Here is a 23,311-nt window from a genome sequence, read left to right as displayed (position 1 = left end):
GCATTTTCACCGGCCGCTTGACCCTGACATGATGTCAGACCCTATCTGGGTCGGCATGACAGGATCGACTCACATGCCAGATGCCGGCGCGCGCCACCCGTCCAGCCACGCCGCCGACGGACATAGCGGGCATAAGGGTGCCTGTTGCGGCGGCGGCGCGGCGACGGCGTCCGCCGACACGGCGGCGATCGACCCGGTTTGCGGCATGACCGTCGACCCGGCGACGACACCGCACCATGCCGAACAGGCCGGGTGCGCCTATCATTTCTGCAGCGCTGGCTGCCGCGCCAAGTTCGTCGCCGACCCGGCCGCCTATCTGGACGGCCGGCCGCGCCCGGTGGCAGAGGCGCCGACGGGAGCGATCTGGACCTGCCCGATGCACCCGGAGATCCGCCGCGACGGGCCGGATAGCTGCCCGCTATGCGGCATGGCGCTGGAACCGGAGGCGCCGTCGCTGGACGACACGCCCAACCCGGAGCTGACCGACTTCACCCGGCGGCTGTGGGTGGCCGGAGTGCTGGCAATCCCCCTGCTGTTCGTATCGATGCTGGGCGACATGGCCGGCATCCACCTGGTCAGCCCGGCGGCGTCGCCCTGGGTCCAGCTGGCGCTGGCGGCGCCGATCGTGCTGTGGGCCGGGGCACCGTTCTTCGCGCGCGGCTGGGCATCGCTGCGCACCCGCCACCTGAACATGTTCACCCTGATCGCGATCGGAGTCGGCGCCGCCTTCGCCTATAGCCTGGTCGCGACGGTGGCGCCCGGCCTGCTGCCCGATGCGGCGCGCGGCCACGGCGGCATGGTGCCGGTCTATTACGAGGCGGCGGGCGTCGTCGTCGCGCTTGTCCTGCTCGGCCAGGTGCTGGAGCTGCGCGCCCGCGCCGCGACCGGCCGGGCGATCCGCGCGCTGATGCGGCTCGCCCCGGCAACCGCGCTGCGTCTGCGGGACGATGGAACCGAGGAAGAGGTGCCGCTCGACCGCGTCGCGGTCGGCGACCGGCTGCGCATCCGCCCCGGCGCGGCGATGCCGGTCGACGGCACCGTGGTCGACGGACGATCCGCCGTCGACGAGGCGATGCTGACCGGGGAACCGGCGCCGGTTGCCAAGACGGCGGGCGACGCCGTCACCGGCGGCACGGTTAACGGCACCGGCAGTCTGGTCATCGAGGCGCAGGCGGTCGGCGCCGACACGATCCTGTCCCGCATCGTCCGCATGGTTGCCGAGGCGCAGCGCAGCCGCGCACCGATTCAGGCGGTCGCCGACCGGGTGGCGGGCTGGTTCGTGCCGCTGGTCGTCGCGATTGCGGTGCTGACCTTCATCGTCTGGGCGCTGGCGGGGCCGGAACCCCGGCTGGGCCATGCATTGCTGAACGCGATCGCGGTACTGATCATCGCCTGCCCCTGCGCGCTTGGTCTGGCGACGCCGATGGCGGTGATGGTCGGCACCGGGCGCGGCGCGCGCGCCGGCGTGCTGGTCAAGCATGCCGAGGCATTGCAGGCGCTGGAACGCGTCGACACGCTGGTCGTCGACAAGACCGGCACGCTGACCGAAGGCAAGCCGAAGCTGATCGCGATCGAGGTGCTCGGCGCGGTTGAGGAGAATCGGCTGCTGGCGCTGGCGGCGGCGGTCGAGGCGCATTCCGAGCACCCGCTGGCCCACGCGATCGTCACCGCCGCCGCCGAACGCGGCCTGCCCACCGGCACGGTCGCCGATTTCCAGTCGCATACCGGCAGCGGGGTCAGCGCGCGTGTCGACGGCCACGCCGTCACGGTCGGCAATGCCCGGCAGATGGAACAGGCGGGCGCCGACCCGGCCGCGCTGGAGGCACGGGCGGCGCCCCACCGCCAGGCCGGTGCCGGGGTGATGTTCATCGCCATCGACGGCAAGGCCGCCGGGCTGCTCGCCGTCGCCGACCCGCTGCGCCCATCCGCCGCCGGGGCGCTGGCGGCGCTGCGCCGCGACGGGTTGCGGCTGGTGATGCTGACCGGCGACAGCCGGGCGACCGCCGAGGCGGTGGCGACCGCCGCCGGCGGGCTGGACGAGGTCCGCGCCGGGCTGCACCCCGACGACAAGGCGCAGATCATCGCCGAACTGCGCGCGGGCGGCGCGAAGGTGGCGATGGCCGGCGACGGCATCAACGACGCGCCGGCGCTGGCCGCCGCCGATGTCGGGCTGGCGATGGGCGGCGGCACCGACGTCGCGATCGAGAGCGCCGGCATCACGCTGGTGCGCGGCGATCTGGGTGCTATCGTGCGCGCCCGCCGGCTGGCCGAGGCAACGATGACCAACATTCGCCAGAACCTGTTCTTCTCCTTCCTGTTCAACGGCATCGGCGTGCCGGTGGCGGCGGGCGTGCTCTACCCGGTCGCCGGTATCCTGATGTCGCCGATGTTCGCCGGCGCGGCGATGGCGCTGTCGTCCTTCGCGGTGGTGATGAACGCGCTGCGCCTCAACCGGGTGGCGCTGTGAAGATCGGCCCGGCGGCGGCGGCGAGCGGCGTTTCGGCGCGGATGATCCGCCATTACGAGGCGATCGGGCTGGTGCCGGCACCGCCCCGGCGCGACAGCGGCTATCGCGACTATTCGGACGCCGACGTCCACCGCCTGCGCTTCATCGCCAACGCGCGCGACCTGGGCTTCCCGATCGAAGAGATCCGCACCCTGCTCGGCCTGTGGAGCGACGCCGGCCGGTCCTCCGCCGACGTCAAGGCGCTCGCCACCGCCCGCGCCGAGGCGCTTGGCCGCAAGGCGCTGGCGCTGGAGGAGATGCGCCGCGTCCTCCTCGACCTCGCCGCGCGCTGCCATGGCGACAGCCGCCCCGACTGCCCGATCCTCGACACGCTGGAACACTGAACGGGCGCGCCGCCGCGAGTTGCCGATTCCATCCGCCGGAGACAGGCAGTAGAAGGCGTGCCCAGCGCCCAAGCGGCCGGAGCAGAGAGGAGCGTCGACGATTTCCGCCAGCGCAAACGCCGCCCCGCCCGGCCGCCGGCCGCTGTACCGCCACCTGTATGTGCAGGTGCTGGCGGCGATCCTGCTCGGCACGGTCATCGGCCATTTCTGGCCACAGCTCGGCGAGGCGCTGAAGCCGCTCGGCGACGGCTTCATCAAGCTGGTCAAGATGATCATCGCGCCGGTCATCTTCCTGACCGTGGCGACCGGCATCGCGGGCATGAAGGAAATGGCGTCGGTCGGCCGGGTGGCCGGCAAGGCGTTCGCCTATTTCCTCGTCGTTTCGACGCTGGCGCTGATCGTCGGGATGGTCGTCGCCAATGTCGTGCAGCCGGGCGCCGGGCTGAACATCGACCCGGCGACGCTGGACGCCGGCGCGGTCGCGACATTCAGCGAACAGGCGCATGAAGCGTCACTGACCGGTTTCCTGCTCGCCATCATCCCGACGACGGCGCTGTCGGCGCTGACCGACGGGTCGATTCTGCAGGTGCTGCTGATCGCCATCCTGTTCGGCGTGGCGCTATCGCTGGTCGGCGAACCGGCGGCGCCGGTGCTCGACCTGCTGGAGCGGACCGGCCTGGTCGTGTTCCGGCTGGTCGCGATATTGATGGCGGCGGCGCCGATCGGCGCGCTTGGCGCCATTGCCTTCACCATCGGCCGGTACGGCCTTGGCGCGCTGGTCAACCTCGGCGCGCTGGTCGCGACATTCTACCTGACGGCGCTGCTGTTCGTGCTGCTGGTGCTCGGCGCCATCGCGCGGCTGACCGGTTTTTCGATCCTCGCGCTCTGCCGCTATCTGAAGGCGGAGTTGCTGCTGGTGCTCGGCACATCCTCTTCGGAAGCCGCGCTGCCCAGCCTGATCGACAAGATGCAGGCGGCCGGGTGCAGCAAGCCGGTGGTCGGGCTGGTCGTGCCGACCGGCTATTCGTTCAACCTCGACGGCACCAACATCTATATGTCGCTGGCGGCGCTGTTCATCGCCCAGGCGTGCAATGTCGACCTGTCGCTGGGCGACCAGATCGCACTGCTGCTGATCGCGATGATCAGTTCCAAGGGCGCCGCCGGGGTGACCGGCGCCGGCTTCATCACCCTGGCGGCGACGCTGTCGATCGTGCCGTCGGTCCCGGTCGCCGGCATGGCGCTGATCCTGGGGGTGGACCGGTTCATGAGCGAGTGCCGGTCGCTGACCAACTTCATCGGCAACGCGGTGGCGACGGTGGTCGTTGCCCGCTGGGACGGGGCGCTGGACCGCGAACAACTGGACCGCGCGCTGGCCGGAGCGCCGCAGCCGCTGGCCCGGCCGTCGATCGAGCAGGACCCCGATTAACCGTGTTTCGGGCGACGGGGCGACGATTGACCGCGATACACCGCCCAAACCCGGTGCAGACCGTCTGGACCAGTGCCTATTTCCGCGTCTAGGAGGCGAACGCGACCACAAGGAAGGATTTGCACATGAACAACGCCGATATCGCTGATTCGCTCGCCGCCAGCCAGGACCTGTCCAAGGCCGACGCGCGCAAGGCGGTCGATGCGGTTTTCGCCGCGATCGCCGATGCCGCCGCCCGTGGCGAGGAAGTGTCCCTCAACGGTTTCGGCAAGTTCAAGGTGAAGGAAAGCCCGGCGCGCGAAGGCCGCAACCCGGCGACCGGCGCGACCATCCAGATCGCCGCGTCGAAGAAGCTGACCTTCGCTGCCGCCAAGGCGGTCAAGGACCGGCTGAACGGCTGAGCCGTGAGTTTGGCGTCCGTCCGGGCTTTCTTCGCGGAGAAGGCCCCCGACATCGCCATCATCGCCCAGGCGGCGAGCACGGCCACCGTGGCCGAAGCCGCCGCCACCCTGGGCGTCGCCCCGGCCCGGATCGCCAAGACATTGTCGATCCGGGTCGACGGGCAGCCGATGCTGATCGTCACCCGCGGCGATTCGCGGCTGGACAACCGCAAGACCAAGGCAGCATTCGGCAACCGCCCGCGCATGCTGGGCGCCGAGGATGTCGAGGCGCTGACCGGCCACCCGCCGGGCGGGGTCTGCCCGTTCGGGCTGGCGACGGCGATCCCGGTCTATTGCGACATATCGCTGCGGGCCTTCGACACCGTCTACCCGGCGGCGGGCGCGCGCACCGCTTCCGTCTGCATCACCCCGGAACGGATGGTCGCGCTGACCGGCGCCGCCTGGGTCGATGTGTGCACCGTGCCGGAACCCGATGACGGGTAGATTACCGCGCCGGAACCCGCCTATTCCGCCTCGGTAAAGTCGAACTGGACGATCTTCGTCGGCGTTGCCCGGCAATAGATCGGCAGGACACGCGGCCCGTCCGGATAGGTGCCGGTCAGCACCGCGCCGAACCGCCAGCCGCCATTGCCCGGTTCCAGCGACGTCAGCCGGTCATAGGACAGGCGGGTGCCGCCGGTTGCGCCAACCTGGCGCGAGGCCTCGTTCAGGCAGGTCTGAACCGACGGCCGCGACGCGGACGGCAGCGGCGACAGATCGGCGGTGATCACCGCCGGCGGGCCGGGCGGGAAGCTGGCCGGGGCCTGCGGTTCCGGCGTCGCGGCGCTGGTCTGTTCCGCCTTCTTCTTGTTGGCGTTGCTGGCAAGCAGGGCAAGCAGGCCACCGGCGACGGCGACCCCGGCGATGATCGCGCCGGTGCTGGGTCCCTTGTCGCGATCGGCATTCGGATCGGGGCGCGGATAGTGCCCGCCGCCACCGTAGCGGCCATAGGCGAATTCGGCGCGACAGCCGCGATCGACCCAGATCGCCCGGCGGTCATAGCCCCAACTGCGCCCTTCGGTGCAGGTGCCGCCGAGACGGCGGATCAACTGCACGCGATTGCCGGTGTCGGCCACGCAGCGCTGCCGCCGGTTCTTGCGCGATTCACAGCGCAGCGTCTGCGCATAGTCGCCGGCCGGTGGCCGGATGTGCGACCGGTCCGGGTAAGGCGCCGGCCGGGTCTGCGCGGCGAGCGGCGCCGGCGCGACACCGACGAGCAAGGCGGCAATCGCCAGGGCGGCGGCGGGCGTATCTGTCATCACCAATCTCCCCTGTCCTCACGCGGCGGACGGCAAAATACTTGTGTTTTCAAGCAGTGTAGGCCATCGCGATGCCGCGCGCGCCGCCAGTTTAACGACGCGCCGGACAACGACAAAACGAAATCGGGTTAACGGCGGACGGAAAGGGCGAAGGGGGATCATGGCGACGGAGCAGGAGCCGTTAACGCTTCCGGCGGAAGCGATGCGCGCGCTCGGTTATCGGGTGGTCGACATGTTGATCGACCACCGCGCCGGGCTGGCCGACAAGCCGGTCGGGCGCAAGGCGGAGCGGTCGACGCTGGAGGCGCTACTGCGCGAGCCGGTGCCGGAGGGACCGGGCGACCCGGCGGCGCTGCTCGACCGGCTGGAACGCGACGTGTTCCCCAACATGCTGCACGTCGACCATCCGCGCTTCTTTGCCTTCGTACCCGGCGCCAGCAACTTCGTCAGCGTGATGGCGGAAACGCTATCCGCCGGGCTGAACTGCTTTGCCGGCACCTGGTATGCCGGGTCCGGCCCGGCGCAGGTCGAGCTGGTGGTGATCGACTGGCTGCGCGCGCTCTGCGGCCTGCCGGACGGGGCGGGCGGCCTGTTCGTCAGCGGCGGATCGATGGCCAACCTGACCGCGCTGGCGGTGGCGCGCAGCGCGATCCTTGCCGACCGCACCGACGGCGCCGTCGCCTATACCAGCGACCAGACCCATTCTTCCGTCGCGCGGGCGCTGCGCGTGCTCGGCCTCACCGACGACCGCATCCGCATCCTGCCGAGCGACGAGCGTTTCCAGCTGCCGCTCGACCGGCTGGCGCAGGCGATCGCCACCGACCGCGCAGCCGGGCGCCGGCCGTTCTGCGTGATCGCCAATGCCGGCACCACCAACAGCGGCGCGATCGATCCGCTGCCGGCGCTGGCGGCGCTGTGCCGGGCGGAGGGCATGTGGCTGCACGCCGACGGCGCCTATGGCGCGCCGGCGGTGCTGACCGAGGCGGGCAGCGTCCTGCTCGACGGACTGGGCGGCGTCGATTCGCTGTCGCTCGACCCGCATAAATGGCTGTTCCAGCCGTTCGAGACCGGCTGCGTGCTGGTGCGCGACCGCACGTTGCTGCGCGACACCTTCCAGGTGATGCCGGAATATCTGCGCGACACGCTGGGCACGGCGGAGGAAGTGAATTTCGGCAATTACGGCATCCAGCTGACCCGCGGCTTCCGCGCGCTGAAGCTATGGCTGTCGCTCCAAACCTTCGGCCTCGATGCGTTCCGCGCCGCGATCGCGCGCGGCATCGGTCTCGCCGAGCTGGCGGAAGCGGTGCTGCGCGCCGGCGACCCGGCCTGGCAGGTGGTGACCCCGGCGCAGATCGGCGTCACCACCTTTCGCTACCGCCCGGCCGGGATGGCCGACGCGGCGGTCGACGCGCTGCAGGGCCGGATCGTCGAGGCGCTGATGGCCGAAGGGCGCGCGCTGGTCACATCGACAGTGCTGAACGGCCGTTCGGTGCTGCGGCTGTGCACGATTAACCCGCGGACAAGCGACGCCGACATCCGCGACACGGTGGCGGACCTCGCCCGGATCGGCGCGGCGCTGGCGGCGGAGACGAACGGGGACGCGCCCGCCATCCACCCGGCGGACCCGCATTCAGCCGCGATCGGCGCCGCCTGAGCCGGGCGGGTCGAGCCGGACGCGCCGCCGTTCCTCCGCGCAGGCGGCGGCAAGGAAATCGAGCAGCGCCCGAACCGACGGCAGCAGGCCGCGCCGCGACGGGAACACCGCGTGGACGATCCCGGCCGGCGGCCGCCAGTCCGGCAGGGCATGGATCAGCCGGCCGGCCGCGACATCGCGCCAGATCATCATCGTCGGCAACTGGACGATGCCGATGCCCTCGATCGCCGCGTCGCGCAGCATGGTCATGTCGTCCGTCACCAGCCGCGGCGCATGGGGGACGACGGCCGTCTGCCCATCGGCATGTTCGAGCTGCCACTGGTGGGCGCCGCGCGGCGCCGACAGCGCCAGGCTGGGCAGGCCCGGCAGGTCGGCCGGCGAGCGAAGCGGCGCGGCGAGCAGCGCCGGGCTGGCGACCAGGCACTGGGTGCTGCTGTCGAGCCGGCGCATGACCAGATCGCTGGGCGGAATCGGCGGGAAGCGGACGCGGATCGCCATGTCGAACCCTTCGGCGATCAGGTCGACGCGGCGGTTGGTGCTTTCAAGGTGAAGCGAGACAGCCGGGTGGCGGGCCATGAACCGCGTGAACAGCGCCGCGAACTGGAAATCGAGCAGCGCCACCGGGCAACTGACCCGGACCACCCCGCGCGGTTCCGCCCGCAATTCGGCGACGAGCTGGTCGGCCGCCTCCGCCTGAACCAGCATCGCGACGCAGCGTTCGTAATATTCGCGCCCGACCTCCGTCACCGAAAAGCGCCGCGACGAGCGGTTGAGCAGCCGCACCCCCAGCCGCGCCTCCAGCTGGGCGATGCGCCGGCTGAGCTTGGACTTCTGCAGCCCGATCGCCCGCCCGGCCGCCGCGAAGCCGCCATGGTCGACGACCTGCACGAAATAATAAAGGTCGTTCAGGTCCTGCATCGTCCTGTTTATAGGACGCAGGGTCCGCCATCTCAATCTTTCCGATTATTCGTCCTGCGATTATCTCTGCTGGCGAAGGGGACGGCCGCAATCCGCCATCCCGTGGAGACAAACGATGACCAGGAAGATTCTCGGCCGCTACGGCAACACCCCCGGCCACTGGGTCGGCGACGGCTTTCCCGTCCGCTCGCTGTTTTCCTACAACACGCTGGGCGCGCATATCAGCCCGTTCCTGCTGCTCGACTATGCCGGGCCGCACATGTTCGAGCCGACCGATGCGCGGCGCGGCGTCGGCGAGCACCCGCACCGCGGGTTCGAAACGGTAACCATCGTCTATGACGGCGAAGTCGAGCACCGTGATTCCGCCGGCAACGGCGGCGTCATCGGCCCCGGCGATGTCCAGTGGATGACGGCGGCGGGCGGTATCCTGCACGAGGAATATCATTCGCCGGCCTTCGCCAGGACCGGCGGCCCGTTCCGCATGGTGCAGCTGTGGGTCAACCTGCCGGCGAAGGACAAGATGACGCCCGGCGCCTATCAGGCGATCACCGCGGCGGACATCCCGTCGGTCGCCCTGCCCGGCGGCACCGGCACCGCCCGGATCATCGCCGGCGCGTTCGGCGACGCACGGGGGCCGGCGCGGACCTTCACGCCGATAAACGTCTGGGACGTGCGGCTGAACCGCGATGCCGACGTGACGCTTGACCTGCCGGAAGGGCACACCGCGATGCTGGTCGTGCTTGGCGGCCATGTCACGGTCAACGGCACCGAGCCGGCGGGCGAGGCGGAAGTCGTGCTGCTCGACCGGACCGGCGGCGGCGTTGCCGTCCATGCCGACGGCGACGCCAAGCTGCTGGTGCTGACCGGCGAGCCGATCGACGAGCCGATCGTCGGCTACGGCCCGTTCGTGATGAACAGCGAGGCGGAGATCCGCCAGGCGATCGACGACTTCAACGCCGGTCGCTTCGCCGCCGCCGCCTGACCCTTGAGGCGGCCCGGTCCTTCGGGATCGGGCCGCCTCTTTTTCCTGAAATGTGTCGGCGGCGGTTCCAGCTCGCGCCGCCGCCGGTCGTCCGCCGGGCGCCGCCCGCGCGGCGGCTTTGTCGCGGGCGACGGAGGAGACACCCATGTCCAGACCCTATACCCGCCTCGACCGCAACGACGCGGCGGTGCTGCTTGTCGACCACCAGGCCGGGCTGCTGTCGCTGGTCCGCGATATCGAGCCGGACCGATTCAAGAACAACGTCCTCGCACTCGGTGCGCTCGCCCGCTATTTTGCGCTGCCGACCATCCTGACCACCAGTTTCGAGACCGGCCCGAACGGCCCGCTGGTCCCCGAATTGAAAGAGCAGTTCGCCGACGCGCCGTACATCGCCCGCCCCGGCCAGATCAACGCATGGGACAATGCCGATTTCGTCGCGGCGGTGAAGGCCACCGGCCGCAAGCAGCTGATCGTCGCCGGCGTGGTGACAGAGGTCTGCGTCGCCTTCCCCACCCTGTCGGCGCTGGCGGAAGGCTATGACGTGTTCGTCGTCACCGACGCATCCGGCACGTTCAACCCGATCACCCGCGACGCGGCATGGGCGCGGATGACCCAGGCCGGCGCGCAGCTGATGACCTGGTTCGGCACCGCCTGCGAATTGCACCGCGACTGGCGCAACGATGTCGATGGGCTGGGCGCGCTGTTTTCCAGCCACATCCCCGATTATCGCAACCTGATCACCAGCTATGAAACGCTGGCCGCGGCGCGTTGACGCCGCCGGGGCGACCGGGCCGGGGCACGTCTGCGCCGGCCCGGCGACCACGGCTATCGGCGGGCGGCGCGCTGACGCGATTCGCGGATGATCGACGCGGCTTTCTTCTGCGCCTCGGCCTTGTATTTCGATAAGATTACCAGCTGATCGCGCTCAGCCTTCGCCTTGCCCATGTCGACGACCATGCGGTTCCGGTAGTTGGTCGTCGTCGCCATGATCGCGGTCGCGCACAGGCGGAGCTTCTCGTCCGGGCATTGCCGCGCCCAGAATGGTTCGAATTCCTCCGCCCAGCGGCCGACGATCCGCTCGATCGGATCGGCGCTCTCCGCCGTGCCCCCCTGTGCCGTGGTCGGCGACATCACGTAGTTGCGCGCGCAGACCGTGCCGAGATGACAGCCGAAACTGTCATTTCCCGCCGGCAGGGCAATCGCCAGTTCCGGGAACCAGACCGGCCAGTCCCAGGTCTTGGACCACGCCTTCACATCGACGAACAACCGCCCGACGATACCCGGCGTCATCGCGAAGCGGAGCCGATAGGCGGGATCGCCGATCGCGAAGCGGCTCGTCCGATCGGTCGGGTCGACCGCCAGGCGATAGGCCCGGCCGGAGGCGTTCACCACCTGCGACTGGCCGGTGATCCGGTCGGTCAGCCGGAAATCGAGCCGATCCGATTGCAGGGAAAGCTGGAGAGCCGGCATCACCTTGCCGCCGACAATGCCGAAATTGGCGCGGCCACCGATCAGGTCGATCGACTCGAACAGCTTGTCGCCGCGGGTCGCCGGCCGGCCGGGCATCGGCGGGGCGAACTGCCCATTGGCGAACGGCGCCGGCAACTGGCGGGTCAGGTCCAGCCCGATGTCGAAGCCGACGCCGCCGCTGCCGAACGCCGGCACCTTGTAGTTGAGACCGGCATAGGCGCCGACTTCGGCGACCAGTTCCTTCCCGTCGAACAGCTTGTTCGCGGGCAGGCCGGAGGCGGCGTAATCCGCCGGGGCGCCGTTGATCGTCTCGAACCGGGGCGTGAAGCTGGCCGCCCGGCCGTCATAGGCGTAGGCGCCGCCGAGCCGGACCGGGAAACGCAGACCGAAGCCGTAGTTGAAGCCGGCATATAATTCGGCAAAATAGGTCTTCTTGCAGCCGACCAGACACCATTTGATCGATACCGATACCCGCCGGCGCCATTCATGTTCCCGCCCGAGGGTGAAGCCGGTCAGGTAAATCTGGTCGTCGATCCGGTGTTCGGCCTTGAGCGCGGCGCGGATGTCGACAAGGGGGATGGTTTTCGACCCGCTGTCCCTGGCCGGGGCGGCGGTGAAGGCGCCGGCCAGCGCCAGATCGGCCCGCCGGCGCAACGCCGGACCGGCCAGCGACCGGCCGGGAACGAACAGCACCTCCTCTATCTCGATTTCGGCGGCGTTCAGCATTTCGCCTTCAAGCGTGGCGTCGTCCAGCCTCGCCAGCCGGTCCGCCTCCGCCGCGCCGATTTCTCGCACGATTTCCGCGCGGCGAGCCGGGTCACGCAGCATCGCGCGGAAGGTCGCCAGCCCTTCCGCCACCGCCGCGGTCTCTGCCCGCTCGGCCTCCGCCGCGCGGGCCAGCGCCTTCGCCCGGTCGCGCCGGTCGGCGACGTAATGCGGATCAGCCGGATTGGCGAAGGCGGCGGCACGTGCCGCCGGCGTCTGGCGTTCGAAGCAGGACACCCCATCGCGGGCGAGTTGCGCCCGCTTGCGGCTGTCGGCGCAGACGCCAGTGTTCAGCCGGTAGGACAGGAACTGGCGAACGACGAGCCCCTGATCGACCTCCACCGCTTCCAGCGTATCGGCCGCCACCCTGGCCAGCGCCGGTTGCCTCTTCAGCCGCGCGCCGATGTTGGTCAGCGCCGCCGGGTTGGACAGCAACGGGCGCAGGTCGGCCGTGCCGTCGCCAAGCGCAACAACCGGATTGGCGCGCAGCGTCGCCAGCGGCAGGCGTTGCCTGACCGACAACTGGCGCAGGACCGCGCTGGTGCTGCCGGCCCGGAGCGTCACCGACCCCGGTGTCGCATAGGCGGCCGCCTCTGCCGGCGGCGCGATTTCGACCTGCGCCATTCGCGCGGCATCCACCGCGCGCAACCGCTGCGCCGCGCCCGGCTGCGCATCCGCCGCGCCGGCCAACACCGCGATCATCACCACCCCGGCGCCCCATGCCGCCACCCGTGCCTTTCCGTAAAACACAGCTTCTCCCCACCCGTCCACAACGGAACCAAAGGCTATTATCGTGTACGGCGACCCGTCGTTACGGCCAAGAAAACATAGGGAGATTAAAGAAAAACGCCAAGTCGAACCGGTTTATAGTTCGGCAAGCATGAATGGCGACGCCCCGAAAGCCCCGTTATCGCCATTGCGGCAAAGCCCGCCTCACGAAAAGGCGATGGCGGCAAGCCCAAAAATTCGCGAGCGATAACCTCACCATCTTCGCGAATACCGGGCGTTTTCGCCGACGCGCTGCGCGAAACAGGCGGCAAGCAGGTTTCGCACGCGCTCCGCGACCCCGATCCACGGCTTCGACCGGCACACTCTCACCGCGCCGGTCGAAGCCGGGATGGTGGCGCGCACCACCACCATTGGTATGATCTCAGCGTTTCGACCGACGACGGCGGTTTCGACTGGCGCTATGCGGGGCGGGTCGAAACCGGCCTGGCCGGCGTGACCGATCCCGCCATGGCAGGCCCGGCCGGGTCCGCCGACTGAACGCAGCTTTGCCCACAGGAGGAACCGGATGACCAGGCCCGGAATCGTCGCCGCGCTGACCGCGCTGCTACTGCCGCTGACCGCGGCGTGCACCACCGCCCAGGACACGCCGCCGCTGCTGTCGGCGTCGGCCGCCGGCGCAGACGGGCGGGCGCGCAACGTCATTCTGTTTATCGGCGACGGCATGGGCGTGTCGACGGTGACCGCCGGGCGGATTTACGATGGTCAGTCGCGCGGCGGCACCGGCGAGGAGAACCTGCTGGCGTTCGAGCATTTCCCGCAACTGGCGCTGGTCAAGACCTACAACACCAACCAGCAGGTGCCCGACAGCGCCGGCACCGCTTCCGCGATCAACACCGGGGTCAAGACGCGCGCCGGGATGATCGGCGTCGGGCCGGAAAGCCTGCGTGGCGATTGCGCCGGGGCGCTGGCCCACCGCCTGCCGACGATGGCCGAGACGCTGGCCGGGCGCGGCAAGGCGATCGGCATCGTATCGACCGCGCGGATCACCCACGCCACCCCGGCGGCGGTTTTTGCCCATGTTTCAGAACGCGGATGGGAAAGCGACGCCGCCATCCCCGAAGCGGAGCGCGCCAAGGGGTGCCAGGATATCGCGCGGCAGCTGGTCGATTTCCCGTTTACCCTGGCGATGGGCGGCGGCCGGACGAACTTCCTTGGCAAGGCCGGGGGCGGTGCGCGGCTTGACGCCACGGACAACCTGCCGGGCGTATGGGCGGCGCGGACCGGCGGCGTCTATGTGCAGGACCGGGCGGGGATGGAAGCGGCACTGGCCGGCGACCGCCCGGTTCTCGGCCTGTTCGCCGATTCGCACATGACCTACACCCTCGACCGTGCGCCAGATTCGCGCGAGCCGACGCTGGCCGAAATGACGCAGGCGGCAATCGCCCGGATGGCGCGGCACCCGGGCGGGTATTTCCTGATGATCGAGGCCGGCCGCATCGACCATGGCCACCACGACGGCAAGGCCGCCTATGCCCTGCGCGAAGTGCAGGAACTGTCGAAGGCGGTCGCCGTCGCGCGCGCCAGTGTCGACCTGTCCGACACGCTGATCCTGGTCACCGCCGACCACAGCCATGTCTTCACCCTCGGCGGCTACCCGACGCGCGGCAACCCGATCCTGGGGCTGGTGACCGGTAACGACGCGCGCGGCGTCGCGAACGAGCGGCCAAGTCTTGCCGATGACGGCCAGCCCTATACCGCACTCGGCTATCGCAACGGCCCCGGCGCGGTGACCACCGCCCCGCGCCCGGCGCCGTCGGACGACCCCAGGGCGCGGCAACAGGCGCTCGTCCCGCTCAGCGCCGAAACCCATGGCGGCGAGGATGTGCCGCTCTACGCGATCGGCGCGGGGTCCGCACAAGTGCGCGGCGTGATCGAACAGAACCGCATTCACGACATCATCATGAACGCGATGGGCGAATAGGCGCGACCGGGCGCGTTCGTCCCGGCCAGCCCACCTTGCGTCGCGGGATTCATTGTTCGGTAACCAGACCGCGCCGTACACTTGGCTGACGGGGGCGCGGGAGAATGACGCATGCCTGAGCCACGACACCTGATCGCCTATGCGCTGATCGCGCTGATCCTGCTGGCGGGGGTGGGCGCGATCTGGCGCGCCGTCAGCCAGCGCCGCCGGCGGCGCGAGGCGCGGCGCCGCCGCGGCTGATGCGACGCGGGGATTGCGGCCTGGGTCTGCCCGTTACAGCGTGACGACGGCGCCTTCGGCGGCGGAACGGCCGGCCGCTTCCGCCAGCACCAGCGCGGCGATGCCGTCGGCATAGCCGACGGCGGCGGGGGCACCGGCGAGCATGTCGGCGAAATGGGTCATTTCCGCGCGATAGGCGTCGGCGTAGCGGTCGAGGAAGAAATTCTGCAGCGGATCGGCGGCGGCCCCCGCCTCGCCCCAGCACTCGACCGTCGTTTCGCGGACATTGCCGGCGCGGATCAGCCCGCCGGAGCAGAACGCCTCGATCCGCTGGTCATAGCCATAGCCGGAACGGCGGGTGTTCGAGATGACGCAGAGCTTGCCGGACGCGGTGCGCAGGAAGATGCGCGCGGTATCGACATCGCCGACCTCGCCGATCGCCGGATCGACCAGGCAACTGGCGGCGGCGAAGACCGCCACCGGCTCTTCCCCCAGCAGCCAGCGGGCCATGTCGAAATCGTGGATCGCCATATCCTTGAACAGGCCGCCCGACACTTTGACATAAGCGATCGGCGGCGGCGCCGGGTCGTGGCTGATGATGTGGAGCGTTTCGAGGCTACCCATCGCCCCGGCGCCGAGCCGCGCCTGCAGCGCGCGGAAATGCGGATCGAAACGGCGGTTGAAACCAAGCAGCAGCGGCACCCCGGCGCCACCGAGCCGATCCGCCGCCCCGCGTGCGCGCGTCAGATCGAGGTCGATCGGCTTTTCGCAGAACACCGCCTTGCCGGCGGCGATTGCCCGCGTCGTGTAATCAAGATGGGTATCGGTCGCACTGGCGATGATCACACCGTGTACCGCCGGATCGGCGAGGACGGCATCGAGCGTCGCAACGGCAGCGCCGGTTGCCGCCGCCACCTCCCGCGCCGCCGCGTCGACTGGATCGACAACATGGCTAAGGCGCAGGCGCGGTTCGGCGGCGACGTTGCCGGCGTGGATGCGGCCGATGCGGCCGGCGCCGATCAGGGCGATTTCGTACATGGTCATTCCTTGTCCAAAGCCACCGGCCGCCCCTCGCGCGCCGAAAGCGCCGATGCCTCTGCCAGGGCCAGCGCCGCGCGGCTGGCGGCATAGCCGGTTTCCGGCGTGGCGGCGCCGGCGAGGATGTCGGCGAAATGGTCCATTTCCGCCTGATAGGCGCCCGCGTAGCGCTGGATGAACGCATAGGGGAAGGCATCGGCCTGGGCGCCGCCGGCGCGCCAGGCGCTGACCGCGCTGTTGGTGACGTTGTCGACGCGCAGCGCCCCGCCCGCGCCGAATGCCTCGATCCGCTGGTCATAGCCGTAGCCGGACCGGCGGCTGTTCGAGATGACGCAGAGCTTGCCCGAGGCAGTACGTAGCAACAGCTTGGCGGTATCGACATCGCCGAGCGCGGCGATTTCGGGATCGATCAGGCAACTGGCCCAGGCGAAGACCTGCACCACCGGTTCGCCGACCAGCCAGCGAACCAGGTCAAAATCATGGATGGTGAAATCCTTGAACAGCCCGCCGCTGCCGGGAATGAAGGCGGGCGGCGGGGTTTCCGGATCGTGATTGACGATCTGAAGCGATTCGAGCGCGCCGATCTCGCCGGCGTCGAGCCGCTGCTTCAGCAGCCGGTAATGCGGATCGAAGCGCCGGTTGAATCCGACGAACAGCGGCGGCACATCTGCGCGGGTGAAGTCGGCGGCCGCCGCCTCCAACCGTTCCAGCGACAGGTCGAGCGGCTTTTCGCAGAACACCGCCTTGCCGGCGGCAAGGCAGGCGCGGGTGTCGTCAAGATGGGCGTCGGTCGAGCTGGCGACGACAATGCCGCGCACCTCCGGATCGGCCAGCACCGCGGCAAGCGTCGCAACCTGCGCCCCGGTTTCGTGGCCGAGAGCGCCGGCGATATCGGCGCGCGGGTCGACAATCCACGCCAGGTCGAGGCGGGGGTTGGCGGCGGCGTTGCGGGCGTGAACGCTGCCCATGCGCCCGGCGCCGAGTTGTGCGATGCGGATGATGGCGCCGTCTCCTTGCCTCAATCAATCATCATATAGAATGTGATTTCCGTTTCTGAATAGAATGGAATTTACATCGCAGCAATGATATTTTGCGTTTGCGGTCGGAACAGATATTCTAACCCGGCCAGTATCGAGGATTCCCATGACCGACGAGCCGCAGGTACCGACGACAGCAGAAGAATTCCGCGCGCTGGTGCTGGAGCGCTATGACGGGCTGAGCCGGCGCCTGCAGCAGATCGCCCGCTACGTCCTGGACCAGCCCAACGAACTGGCGCTGGAAACGCTGGCGGTTATCGCCGAACGATCGGGCGTGCAGCCTTCCGCCATCGTCCGCTTTGCCAAAAGCTTCGGATTTTCCGGGGCGACGCAGATGCAACGGCTGTTCCGCGACGGGCTGCTGTCCGGCAACGCCGCGCTCGGCTACGGTGACCGGGTCCGCCAGTTCAACGATGTCGTCAGCCGCCGCAAGGCGGGCGAAGAAGTGCTGAACGAGTTCGTCGAGGGCAATGTCCTTGCCCTGCAAAACCTGGCGCAGACGATCAGCGACGCGGATATGCTCCGGGCGATTGCCATGATCGCCGAGGCCGAAACCGTGCATGTCGCCGGGTTCCGCCGCTCCTTTCCGGTCGCCGCCTATCTGGCCTATTCGCTTCAGCAGACCGGGAAACGGGTACTGTTCATGGACGGCGTCGCCGGGCTGGCGAAGCAGCAGGCGAGCGCAATGCACCCGCGCGACCTGCTGATTGCGATCAGCTACCACCCCTATGCCGAGGAAACGGTGCAGCTGGTCGATATCGCCTCGCAACAGGGCGCGGCGGTGCTGTCGCTAAGCGACAGCCTGGTCAGCCCGATCGCCAAGCCGGCATCGCTGGTCCTGCAGGTGCGCGAGTCGGAAGTGCGCGGTTTCCGCTCTCTGGCGACGTCGATGTGCCTGGCGCAGGCGCTGGTCATCCGCTTTGCATTCGAGACGGCGCCGGCCAAACGCGGTTGAGATATTTTGCCGCAGGTCCATTCTAGAATTTCTATTGCATAAGTGGAATCGATGGAATAGACGTTACATGTCGCTCGATGCTGCGGGCGGCGGGAACGGGACCGCTATGGCGCATTCGGACAAGACGCTCGATCTCATCACCCTCGGACGATCGAGCGTCGACCTCTATGGCCAGCAGTCGGGCGGACGGCTGGAGGACACGGCGTCCTTCGCCAAATATGTCGGCGGCAGCCCGACCAACACCGCCGTCGGCGGCGCCCGGCTGGGGCTGCGCACCGGATTGGTGACGCGGGTTGGCACCGACCATATGGGGCGCTTCCTCAAAGAGCAGCTGGAGCGCGAAGGCGTCGACACTCGCGGCGTCGTTTTCGACCCTGATCGGCTGACGGCGCTGGTTATCCTGGGCCTGCGCGACCGCGAGAATTTTCCGCTGATCTTCTACCGCGAAAACTGCGCCGACATGGCGCTCACCCGCGACGACCTTGACCGCGCCTGGATCCAGTCGGCCGGCGCCGTGCTGATCAATGGCACCCACCTGTCGCAGCCGAACGTCTATGCCGCCAGCGTCGCCGCCGCGACCTGGGCGCGCGAAGCGGGCGGCAAGGTGCTGTTCGACATCGATTATCGACCGGTCCTATGGGGTCTGACCGGGCGCGACATGGGCGAGAACCGCTTCGTCGCCGACCCGGCCGTCACCGAGCGGCTGCAGCAGGTATTGCCGCTGTGCGACCTGATCGTCGGGACGGAGGAGGAAATCCACATCCTCGGCGGCAGCACCGACACCATCGCCGCACTGCGTGCGATCCGCGCCCGGAGCGACGCGCTGTTGGTGTGCAAGCGCGGCGCGCTGGGCTGCGCCGCGTTCGAGGGCGCTATTCCCGACCGGCTGGACGATGGGATCAGCGGCCGCAGTTTCCGCATCGAGGTGTTCAACGTACTTGGCGCCGGCGACGCGTTCATGGCCGGGTTCGCGCGCGGCTGGCTGCGCGGTGAGACGATCGCCGACTGCTGCACCTTCGGCAATGCCTGCGGCGCGATCGTGGTGTCGCGCCACGGCTGCGCGCCCGCGATGCCAAGCTGGACCGAGCTGGAAGCCTTTCTGGCGAGAGACGCCTATCCGCTGCGCCTACGCGACGACACCGCGCTGGAGCAGATCCACTGGGCAACGACGCGGCGACGCGCATACCCCTCGCTGACCGTGATCGCCGTCGACCACCGCAGCCAGTTCGAGGAACTGGCCGAGGAACTGGGCGTCGACACCGAACGGGTCGGCCGGTTCAAGGGCTTTGCACTCGCCGCGCTCGACAGGGTGGCGCAGGGCGATCCCGGTTTCGGCCTGTTGGTCGACGGGCGATACGGCTTCGACACGCTCGCCGCCGCCGCCGACCACCCCTATTGGATCGGCCGGCCGATCGAGCGGCCCAAATCGCGGCCGCTGGCATTCGAGGGATCGGCCGATGTCGCGACCGAGCTGGCGGAATGGCCGGTCGACCATGTCGTCAAATGCCTGGTCTTCTACCACCCCGACGACACGCAGGAGATGCGCGACCGGCAGGAGCGACAGCTGCTGCGCCTGTTCGACGCCTGCCGCAAAACCCGCCATGAGTTGCTGGTCGAGGTGATCGTTCCGCCCGACATGCCGGTTGACGCGATGACCGTCGCCCGCGCGATCCGCCGGCTCTACGCGATCGGCATCCACCCCGACTGGTGGAAGCTGGAACCTGTCGACGACCCGGCGGCGTGGCGCAATATCGAGGCGGCGATCGCCGAGAACGACCCGCTGTGCCGGGGGGTGGTGCTGCTTGGCCTGTCGACGCCCATGCCGCAACTGATCGCGTCGTTCGACGCCGCCGCCGCGGTCGGCGTCGTCAAGGGATTCGCCGTCGGCCGCACGATCTTCTACGATGTCGCGCGCGAATGGATGCGCGGCGCGATCAGCGATGCCGACGCGGTGGACGCGCTGGCCGAACGATTCTCGCTGCTCGTCGAGGCGTGGCGCAAGGCGCGCGCCGGCGTGGGGAAGACGGCATGACCGACAGGCGGATGACGGCAGCGCAGGCGGCGGTGACCTGGCTTGCCAACCAGTATGTCCCCCTGCCCGACGGCCCGGTACGCTTCTTTGCCGGCGCCTGGGCGATTTTCGGCCACGGCAATGTCGCCGGGATCGGCGAGGCGCTTTATGCCGCCCGCGACACCCTGCCGACCTGGCGTGCGCATAACGAGCAGGGGATGGCCCACGCCGCCATCGCCTTTGCCAAGCAGAACCGTCGGCGGCGGGCGATGCTGTGCACGACGTCGATCGGGCCGGGGGCGACAAACATGGTGACCGCCGCCGCCCTGGCCCATGTCAACCGCCTGCCGGTGCTGCTGATGCCCGGCGACGTCTATGCAAGCCGCCGGCCCGACCCGGTGTTGCAGCAGATCGAGGATTTCGGCGACGGCACCGTTTCCGCCAACGACTGTTTCCGGCCGGTGTCGCGCTATTTCGACCGGATCACGCGGCCGGAACAGTTGCTCGACGCCCTGCCGCGCGCGATGGCAACGCTGACCGACCCGGCCGATTGCGGGCCGGTCACCCTGGCGTTCTGCCAGGACGTGCAGGCGGAAGCCTTTGCCTATCCCGAAGCATTCTTCGCGCCGCGCAGCTGGCGGCACCGGGTGGTGATGCCGGACCCCGCCGACATTGCCGCGCTGGCCGACAGGCTGCGCGTGGCGGCGCGGCCGCTGCTGATCGTCGGCGGCGGTGTCGGCTACGCCGGGGGTGAGGCGGCGCTGGATGCATTCGTCACGGCGACCGGCATTCCCTTTGCCGAAACGCAGGCGGGCAAGGGCACCCTGCCCCACGACCACCCGCACAATCTGGGCAGCATCGGCGTGACCGGCAGCAGCGCCGCCAACCGCGCGGCGGCGGAAGCAGACCTGATCGTCGGGCTTGGCACCCGGTTGCAGGATTTCACCACCGGATCGCGCGCGCTGATCGACGGCGCGCCCCGGCTGGCGCAGGTCAACGTTGCACCGTTCGACGCACACAAGCATGGCGCGCTGCCGGTTTTCGGCGATGCGCGGGCGGTGCTGCTGGCGCTGGCCGGGGCGGCGGATGGGATCGCGGCGAGCGCGGCATGGCAGGCGGACACACGGACGGCGCGGGCCGAATGGGATCGTGCCGCCGCAGCGGTGACGGCGGCGCCGGCCGGGAATGAAATGCCGTCCGACGCGCAGGTGATCGGCGCGGTGGCGCGCGGCGCGGCGCCGGACGCGGTTGTCGTCTGCGCGGCCGGTGGCCTGCCCGGCGAGCTGCACAAGCTGTGGCCGACCGGAGCGACCGGTGGCTACCACGTCGAATACGGTTATTCGTGCATGGGCTACGAGATCGCCGGCGGGCTGGGCGCGAAGATGGCGGCGCCGGAGCGCGAGGTGTACGTGCTGGTCGGCGACGGCAGCTACCTGATGCTGAATTCGGAACTGGCGACCGCCGTCGCGATGGGCATCAAGCTGATCGTCGTGCTGCTCGACAATCGCGGCTTCGGCTGCATCAACCGGTTGCAGGCGGCGACCGGCGGCGCGCCGTTCAACAACCTGCTGGCCGACACCCGCCACACGCAACTGGCCGAGATCGACTTCGCCGGCCACGCCCGCAGCCTTGGCGCCCATGCCGAGAAGGTCGGGTCGATCGCCGAACTGGAAGCGGCGCTGGAACGGGCGCGGACGGCCACGCACAGCAGCGTCATCGTCATCGACACCGACCCGGTGGCGAGCACCGAGGCCGGCGGCGCCTGGTGGGACGTCGCGGTGCCGGAAGTGTCGGCGCGCGAAGCGGTCAATACGGCGCGCGCCGCCTATGAGCGGCACCTGCGCCGGGACGAGGGGAAGTGAGACGGACATGGCGATAAGATTCGGGGTCAGCCCGATCGCATGGATCAACGACGACATGCCGGAACTGGGCGGCGGCACGCCGCTGGAGTCGGTGCTGGCCGACGCACAGGCGATCGGCTTCACCGGTGTCGAACTGGGCGGCGTGTTCCCGCGCGACCCGGCGGTGTTGAAGCCGCTACTCGACCGGCATGACCTGGCACTGGTCGGCGGCTGGTACAGCGCCAGCCTGCTGACCCGATCCGCCGAAGCGGAGATCGCCGCGTTGCAGCCGCACCTGAGGCTGCTGAAGGCGATGGGCTGCACCGTGTTCATCATCGCCGAGACGAGCAACGCGATCCACGGCGACCGCAGCCGGCCGCTGGCCGCGACACCGCGGCTGGCGGCGGGCGACTGGCAGCGGTTCGGGGCGCGGCTGACGGCGGTGGCCGACCATGTCGCGGCGGCGGGTTTGCGCCTAGCTTATCACCATCATCTCGGCACCGTCGTCGAGCGGCAGCGCGATCTGGAACTTTTCCTACAGGCAACCGGCGCCAGCGTCGGGCTGACCGTCGACACCGGCCATGCTGCGCTGGGCGGGATCGACCCGTTCCGGCTGATCCGCGACCACCCCGAGCGCGTCGCCCACGTCCATTGCAAAGACATCCGGCCGGAGGTGTTCGGCGCGCTGGGACGGCGGCAGGGCAGTTTTCTGGACGGGGTGCTGGACGGGATGTTCACCGTGCCGGGCGACGGCTACCTCGATTACGGCGACGCGATGCGGGCGCTGGCCGACATCGGCTATGACGGCTGGGTGATCGTCGAGGCGGAGCAGGACCCGGCGATTGCCGACCCCCGCCGTTACGGCGAGATCGGGCTGCGCACGCTGGAACGCTGCGCCGACCAGGCCGGGCTGGCATGGCGAGCGGCGGCATGACCCTGCGCGTGCGCCCCCATGCCCCCGACGCGACCGGCTGCGTGCTGGAGGTGACGCCGGAGAGCGCCGGCTGGGACCGCGTCGGTTTCCGCGTCCATCGGCTAACGCCTGGGCAGATGCTGGCCGGCGGCGGCGTCGACCGCGAAGCCTGTCTGGTCGTGCTGTCCGGCACCGCCGATATCGCCGCCGGTGATGCCGCGTTTCCCGGCATTGGCGGGCGGGCGAGCGTGTTCGAGGATGTCGCGCCGGCCGCCGTCTATGTACCGGCGGAAACCCGCTATCGGGTGACGGCCCGCGACGCGGTCGAACTGGCGGTGTGCACCGCGCCGGGCACGCCCGGCCGGGCGCCCCGGCTGATCGCGCCGGAGACAATGACCCGCGAGGTGCGCGGCGAGGCCACCAACCAGCGCTTCGTCCGCAACATCCTGCCGCAGGACGAGCCGGCCGACAGCCTGCTGGTCGTCGAGGTGATCACGCCGGGCGGCCACTGGTCGAGCTATCCGCCGCACAAGCACGACCGCGACGTGCCCGGCGAGGAAACCGCGCTGGAGGAGACGTACTACCACCGGCTGAATCCGCCGCAGGGCTTTGCCTTTCAACGGGTTTACACCGACGACCGCAGCATTGACGAGACGATCACCGTGGAGGATGGGGATGTTGTGATGGCACCGCGCGGCTATCATCCGGTCGGCGCACCGCACGGCTATGACCTGTATTACCTGAACGTCATGGCCGGGCCGAAACGCGAGTGGATCTTCAAGAACGATCCCGCCCATGCATGGATCGTCGCCCGGAATTGAAC

Annotated in this window: 20 protein-coding genes; 15 read left to right on the top strand and 5 right to left on the bottom strand. The window is 69.5% G+C overall.

What is annotated here, in order from left to right; translation table 11 throughout:
- Nucleotides 1–205 precede the first annotated feature (205 nt).
- From ACMT1E_RS01070 to ACMT1E_RS01050, 5 genes are all read left to right on the top strand, one after another.
- Nucleotides 206–2,467 (top strand): heavy metal translocating P-type ATPase, encoded by a 2,262-nt coding sequence (locus ACMT1E_RS01070; protein ID WP_414903241.1) that lies wholly within the window; start codon nt 206–208, stop codon nt 2,465–2,467.
- Entirely contained in the window at nt 2,464–2,850 is a 387-nt protein-coding gene (locus ACMT1E_RS01065; protein ID WP_414901668.1) for a Cu(I)-responsive transcriptional regulator, read from the top strand. Before ACMT1E_RS01070 ends, ACMT1E_RS01065 begins: the two co-directional genes overlap by 4 nt.
- A gap of 100 nt (nt 2,851–2,950) precedes the next feature.
- Nucleotides 2,951–4,276: a dicarboxylate/amino acid:cation symporter gene (locus tag ACMT1E_RS01060; protein ID WP_414903240.1), complete on the top strand. Its 1,326-nt coding sequence runs from the start codon at nt 2,951–2,953 to the stop codon at nt 4,274–4,276.
- 125 nt (nt 4,277–4,401) lie between these two features.
- Nucleotides 4,402–4,677 (top strand): HU family DNA-binding protein, encoded by a 276-nt coding sequence (locus ACMT1E_RS01055; protein WP_414901667.1) that lies wholly within the window; start codon nt 4,402–4,404, stop codon nt 4,675–4,677.
- Nucleotides 4,678–4,680: 3 nt separating this feature from the next.
- The gene (locus ACMT1E_RS01050; RefSeq protein ID WP_414901665.1) at nt 4,681–5,160 is read left to right on the top strand and encodes a YbaK/EbsC family protein; all 480 of its coding nucleotides are present in this window, start codon (nt 4,681–4,683) and stop codon (nt 5,158–5,160) included.
- Nucleotides 5,161–5,180: 20 nt separating this feature from the next.
- Here ACMT1E_RS01050 and ACMT1E_RS01045 read toward each other — a convergent pair whose 3' ends face one another.
- Nucleotides 5,181–5,975 (bottom strand): DUF3011 domain-containing protein, encoded by a 795-nt coding sequence (locus tag ACMT1E_RS01045; RefSeq protein ID WP_414901664.1) that lies wholly within the window; start codon nt 5,973–5,975, stop codon nt 5,181–5,183.
- Nucleotides 5,976–6,135: 160 nt separating this feature from the next.
- Here ACMT1E_RS01045 and ACMT1E_RS01040 point away from each other — a divergent pair, with 160 nt between their 5' ends.
- Nucleotides 6,136–7,629, top strand: a complete 1,494-nt coding sequence (locus tag ACMT1E_RS01040) for a pyridoxal phosphate-dependent decarboxylase family protein (RefSeq protein WP_414901662.1) — start codon at nt 6,136–6,138, stop codon at nt 7,627–7,629.
- Here ACMT1E_RS01040 and ACMT1E_RS01035 read toward each other — a convergent pair.
- Complete coding sequence (locus ACMT1E_RS01035) at nt 7,606–8,547, bottom strand: LysR substrate-binding domain-containing protein (protein ID WP_414901660.1); 942 nt, start codon at nt 8,545–8,547, stop codon at nt 7,606–7,608. The genes ACMT1E_RS01040 and ACMT1E_RS01035 overlap by 24 nt on opposite strands.
- Before the next feature lie 115 nt (nt 8,548–8,662).
- On the opposite strand from ACMT1E_RS01035, the gene ACMT1E_RS01030 reads away from it, so the two are divergent.
- Both ACMT1E_RS01030 and ycaC read left to right on the top strand, forming a co-directional pair.
- The gene (locus ACMT1E_RS01030) at nt 8,663–9,529 is read left to right on the top strand and encodes a pirin family protein (RefSeq protein WP_414901658.1); all 867 of its coding nucleotides are present in this window, start codon (nt 8,663–8,665) and stop codon (nt 9,527–9,529) included.
- A 145-nt stretch (nt 9,530–9,674) separates the two neighbouring features.
- On the top strand, nt 9,675–10,301 hold the full coding sequence (ycaC, locus tag ACMT1E_RS01025) for an isochorismate family cysteine hydrolase YcaC (RefSeq protein WP_414901656.1): 627 nt from the start codon (nt 9,675–9,677) through the stop codon (nt 10,299–10,301).
- Between the two features lie 53 nt (nt 10,302–10,354).
- On the opposite strand, the gene ACMT1E_RS01020 is transcribed toward ycaC, so the two are convergent.
- On the bottom strand, nt 10,355–12,514 hold the full coding sequence (locus tag ACMT1E_RS01020) for a hypothetical protein (protein WP_414901655.1): 2,160 nt from the start codon (nt 12,512–12,514) through the stop codon (nt 10,355–10,357).
- Nucleotides 12,515–13,058: 544 nt separating this feature from the next.
- Between ACMT1E_RS01020 and ACMT1E_RS01015 the strand changes: the two genes are divergently transcribed.
- Nucleotides 13,059–14,474 carry an alkaline phosphatase gene (locus ACMT1E_RS01015; RefSeq protein ID WP_414901654.1) on the top strand — a complete coding sequence of 472 codons (1,416 nt, stop codon included), beginning with the start codon at nt 13,059–13,061 and terminating at the stop codon, nt 14,472–14,474.
- 111 nt (nt 14,475–14,585) lie between these two features.
- Nucleotides 14,586–14,714, top strand: a complete 129-nt coding sequence (locus ACMT1E_RS01010; RefSeq protein WP_414901653.1) for a hypothetical protein — start codon at nt 14,586–14,588, stop codon at nt 14,712–14,714.
- 33 nt (nt 14,715–14,747) lie between these two features.
- On the opposite strand, the gene iolG (ACMT1E_RS01005) is transcribed toward ACMT1E_RS01010, so the two are convergent.
- Both iolG (ACMT1E_RS01005) and iolG (ACMT1E_RS01000) read right to left on the bottom strand, forming a co-directional pair.
- On the bottom strand, nt 14,748–15,731 hold the full coding sequence (gene iolG, locus ACMT1E_RS01005; protein WP_414901652.1) for an inositol 2-dehydrogenase: 984 nt from the start codon (nt 15,729–15,731) through the stop codon (nt 14,748–14,750).
- Nucleotides 15,732–15,733: 2 nt separating this feature from the next.
- Nucleotides 15,734–16,753, bottom strand: coding sequence for an inositol 2-dehydrogenase (gene iolG, locus ACMT1E_RS01000; protein ID WP_414901650.1), 1,020 nt, complete (start codon nt 16,751–16,753; stop codon nt 15,734–15,736).
- A 121-nt stretch (nt 16,754–16,874) separates the two neighbouring features.
- Between iolG (ACMT1E_RS01000) and ACMT1E_RS00995 the strand changes: the two genes are divergently transcribed.
- From ACMT1E_RS00995 to iolB, 5 genes are all read left to right on the top strand, one after another.
- A complete protein-coding gene (locus ACMT1E_RS00995) occupies nt 16,875–17,723 on the top strand; it encodes a MurR/RpiR family transcriptional regulator (RefSeq protein WP_414901648.1) in 849 nt (282 codons plus the stop codon).
- 106 nt (nt 17,724–17,829) lie between these two features.
- Nucleotides 17,830–19,755 (top strand): bifunctional 5-dehydro-2-deoxygluconokinase/5-dehydro-2-deoxyphosphogluconate aldolase, encoded by a 1,926-nt coding sequence (locus ACMT1E_RS00990; protein WP_414901646.1) that lies wholly within the window; start codon nt 17,830–17,832, stop codon nt 19,753–19,755.
- Nucleotides 19,752–21,596: a 3D-(3,5/4)-trihydroxycyclohexane-1,2-dione acylhydrolase (decyclizing) gene (iolD, locus tag ACMT1E_RS00985; RefSeq protein WP_414901644.1), complete on the top strand. Its 1,845-nt coding sequence runs from the start codon at nt 19,752–19,754 to the stop codon at nt 21,594–21,596. Before ACMT1E_RS00990 ends, iolD begins: the two co-directional genes overlap by 4 nt.
- Before the next feature lie 7 nt (nt 21,597–21,603).
- On the top strand, nt 21,604–22,509 hold the full coding sequence (gene iolE, locus ACMT1E_RS00980) for a myo-inosose-2 dehydratase (protein WP_414901643.1): 906 nt from the start codon (nt 21,604–21,606) through the stop codon (nt 22,507–22,509).
- Complete coding sequence (gene iolB / locus ACMT1E_RS00975; protein WP_414901641.1) at nt 22,506–23,309, top strand: 5-deoxy-glucuronate isomerase; 804 nt, start codon at nt 22,506–22,508, stop codon at nt 23,307–23,309. The genes iolE and iolB overlap by 4 nt, the downstream gene beginning before the upstream one ends.
- The last annotated feature ends 2 nt before the right edge of the window (nt 23,310–23,311 follow it).

The sequence above is a fragment of the Sphingomonas flavalba genome, assembly GCF_047553045.1.
In the GTDB taxonomy this organism is placed as follows: Bacteria; Pseudomonadota; Alphaproteobacteria; order Sphingomonadales; family Sphingomonadaceae; genus Sphingomonas_L; species Sphingomonas_L flavalba_A.
Note: the sequence above shows the minus strand (reverse complement) of the source record. Positions and strands in the feature narration are given on the sequence as shown.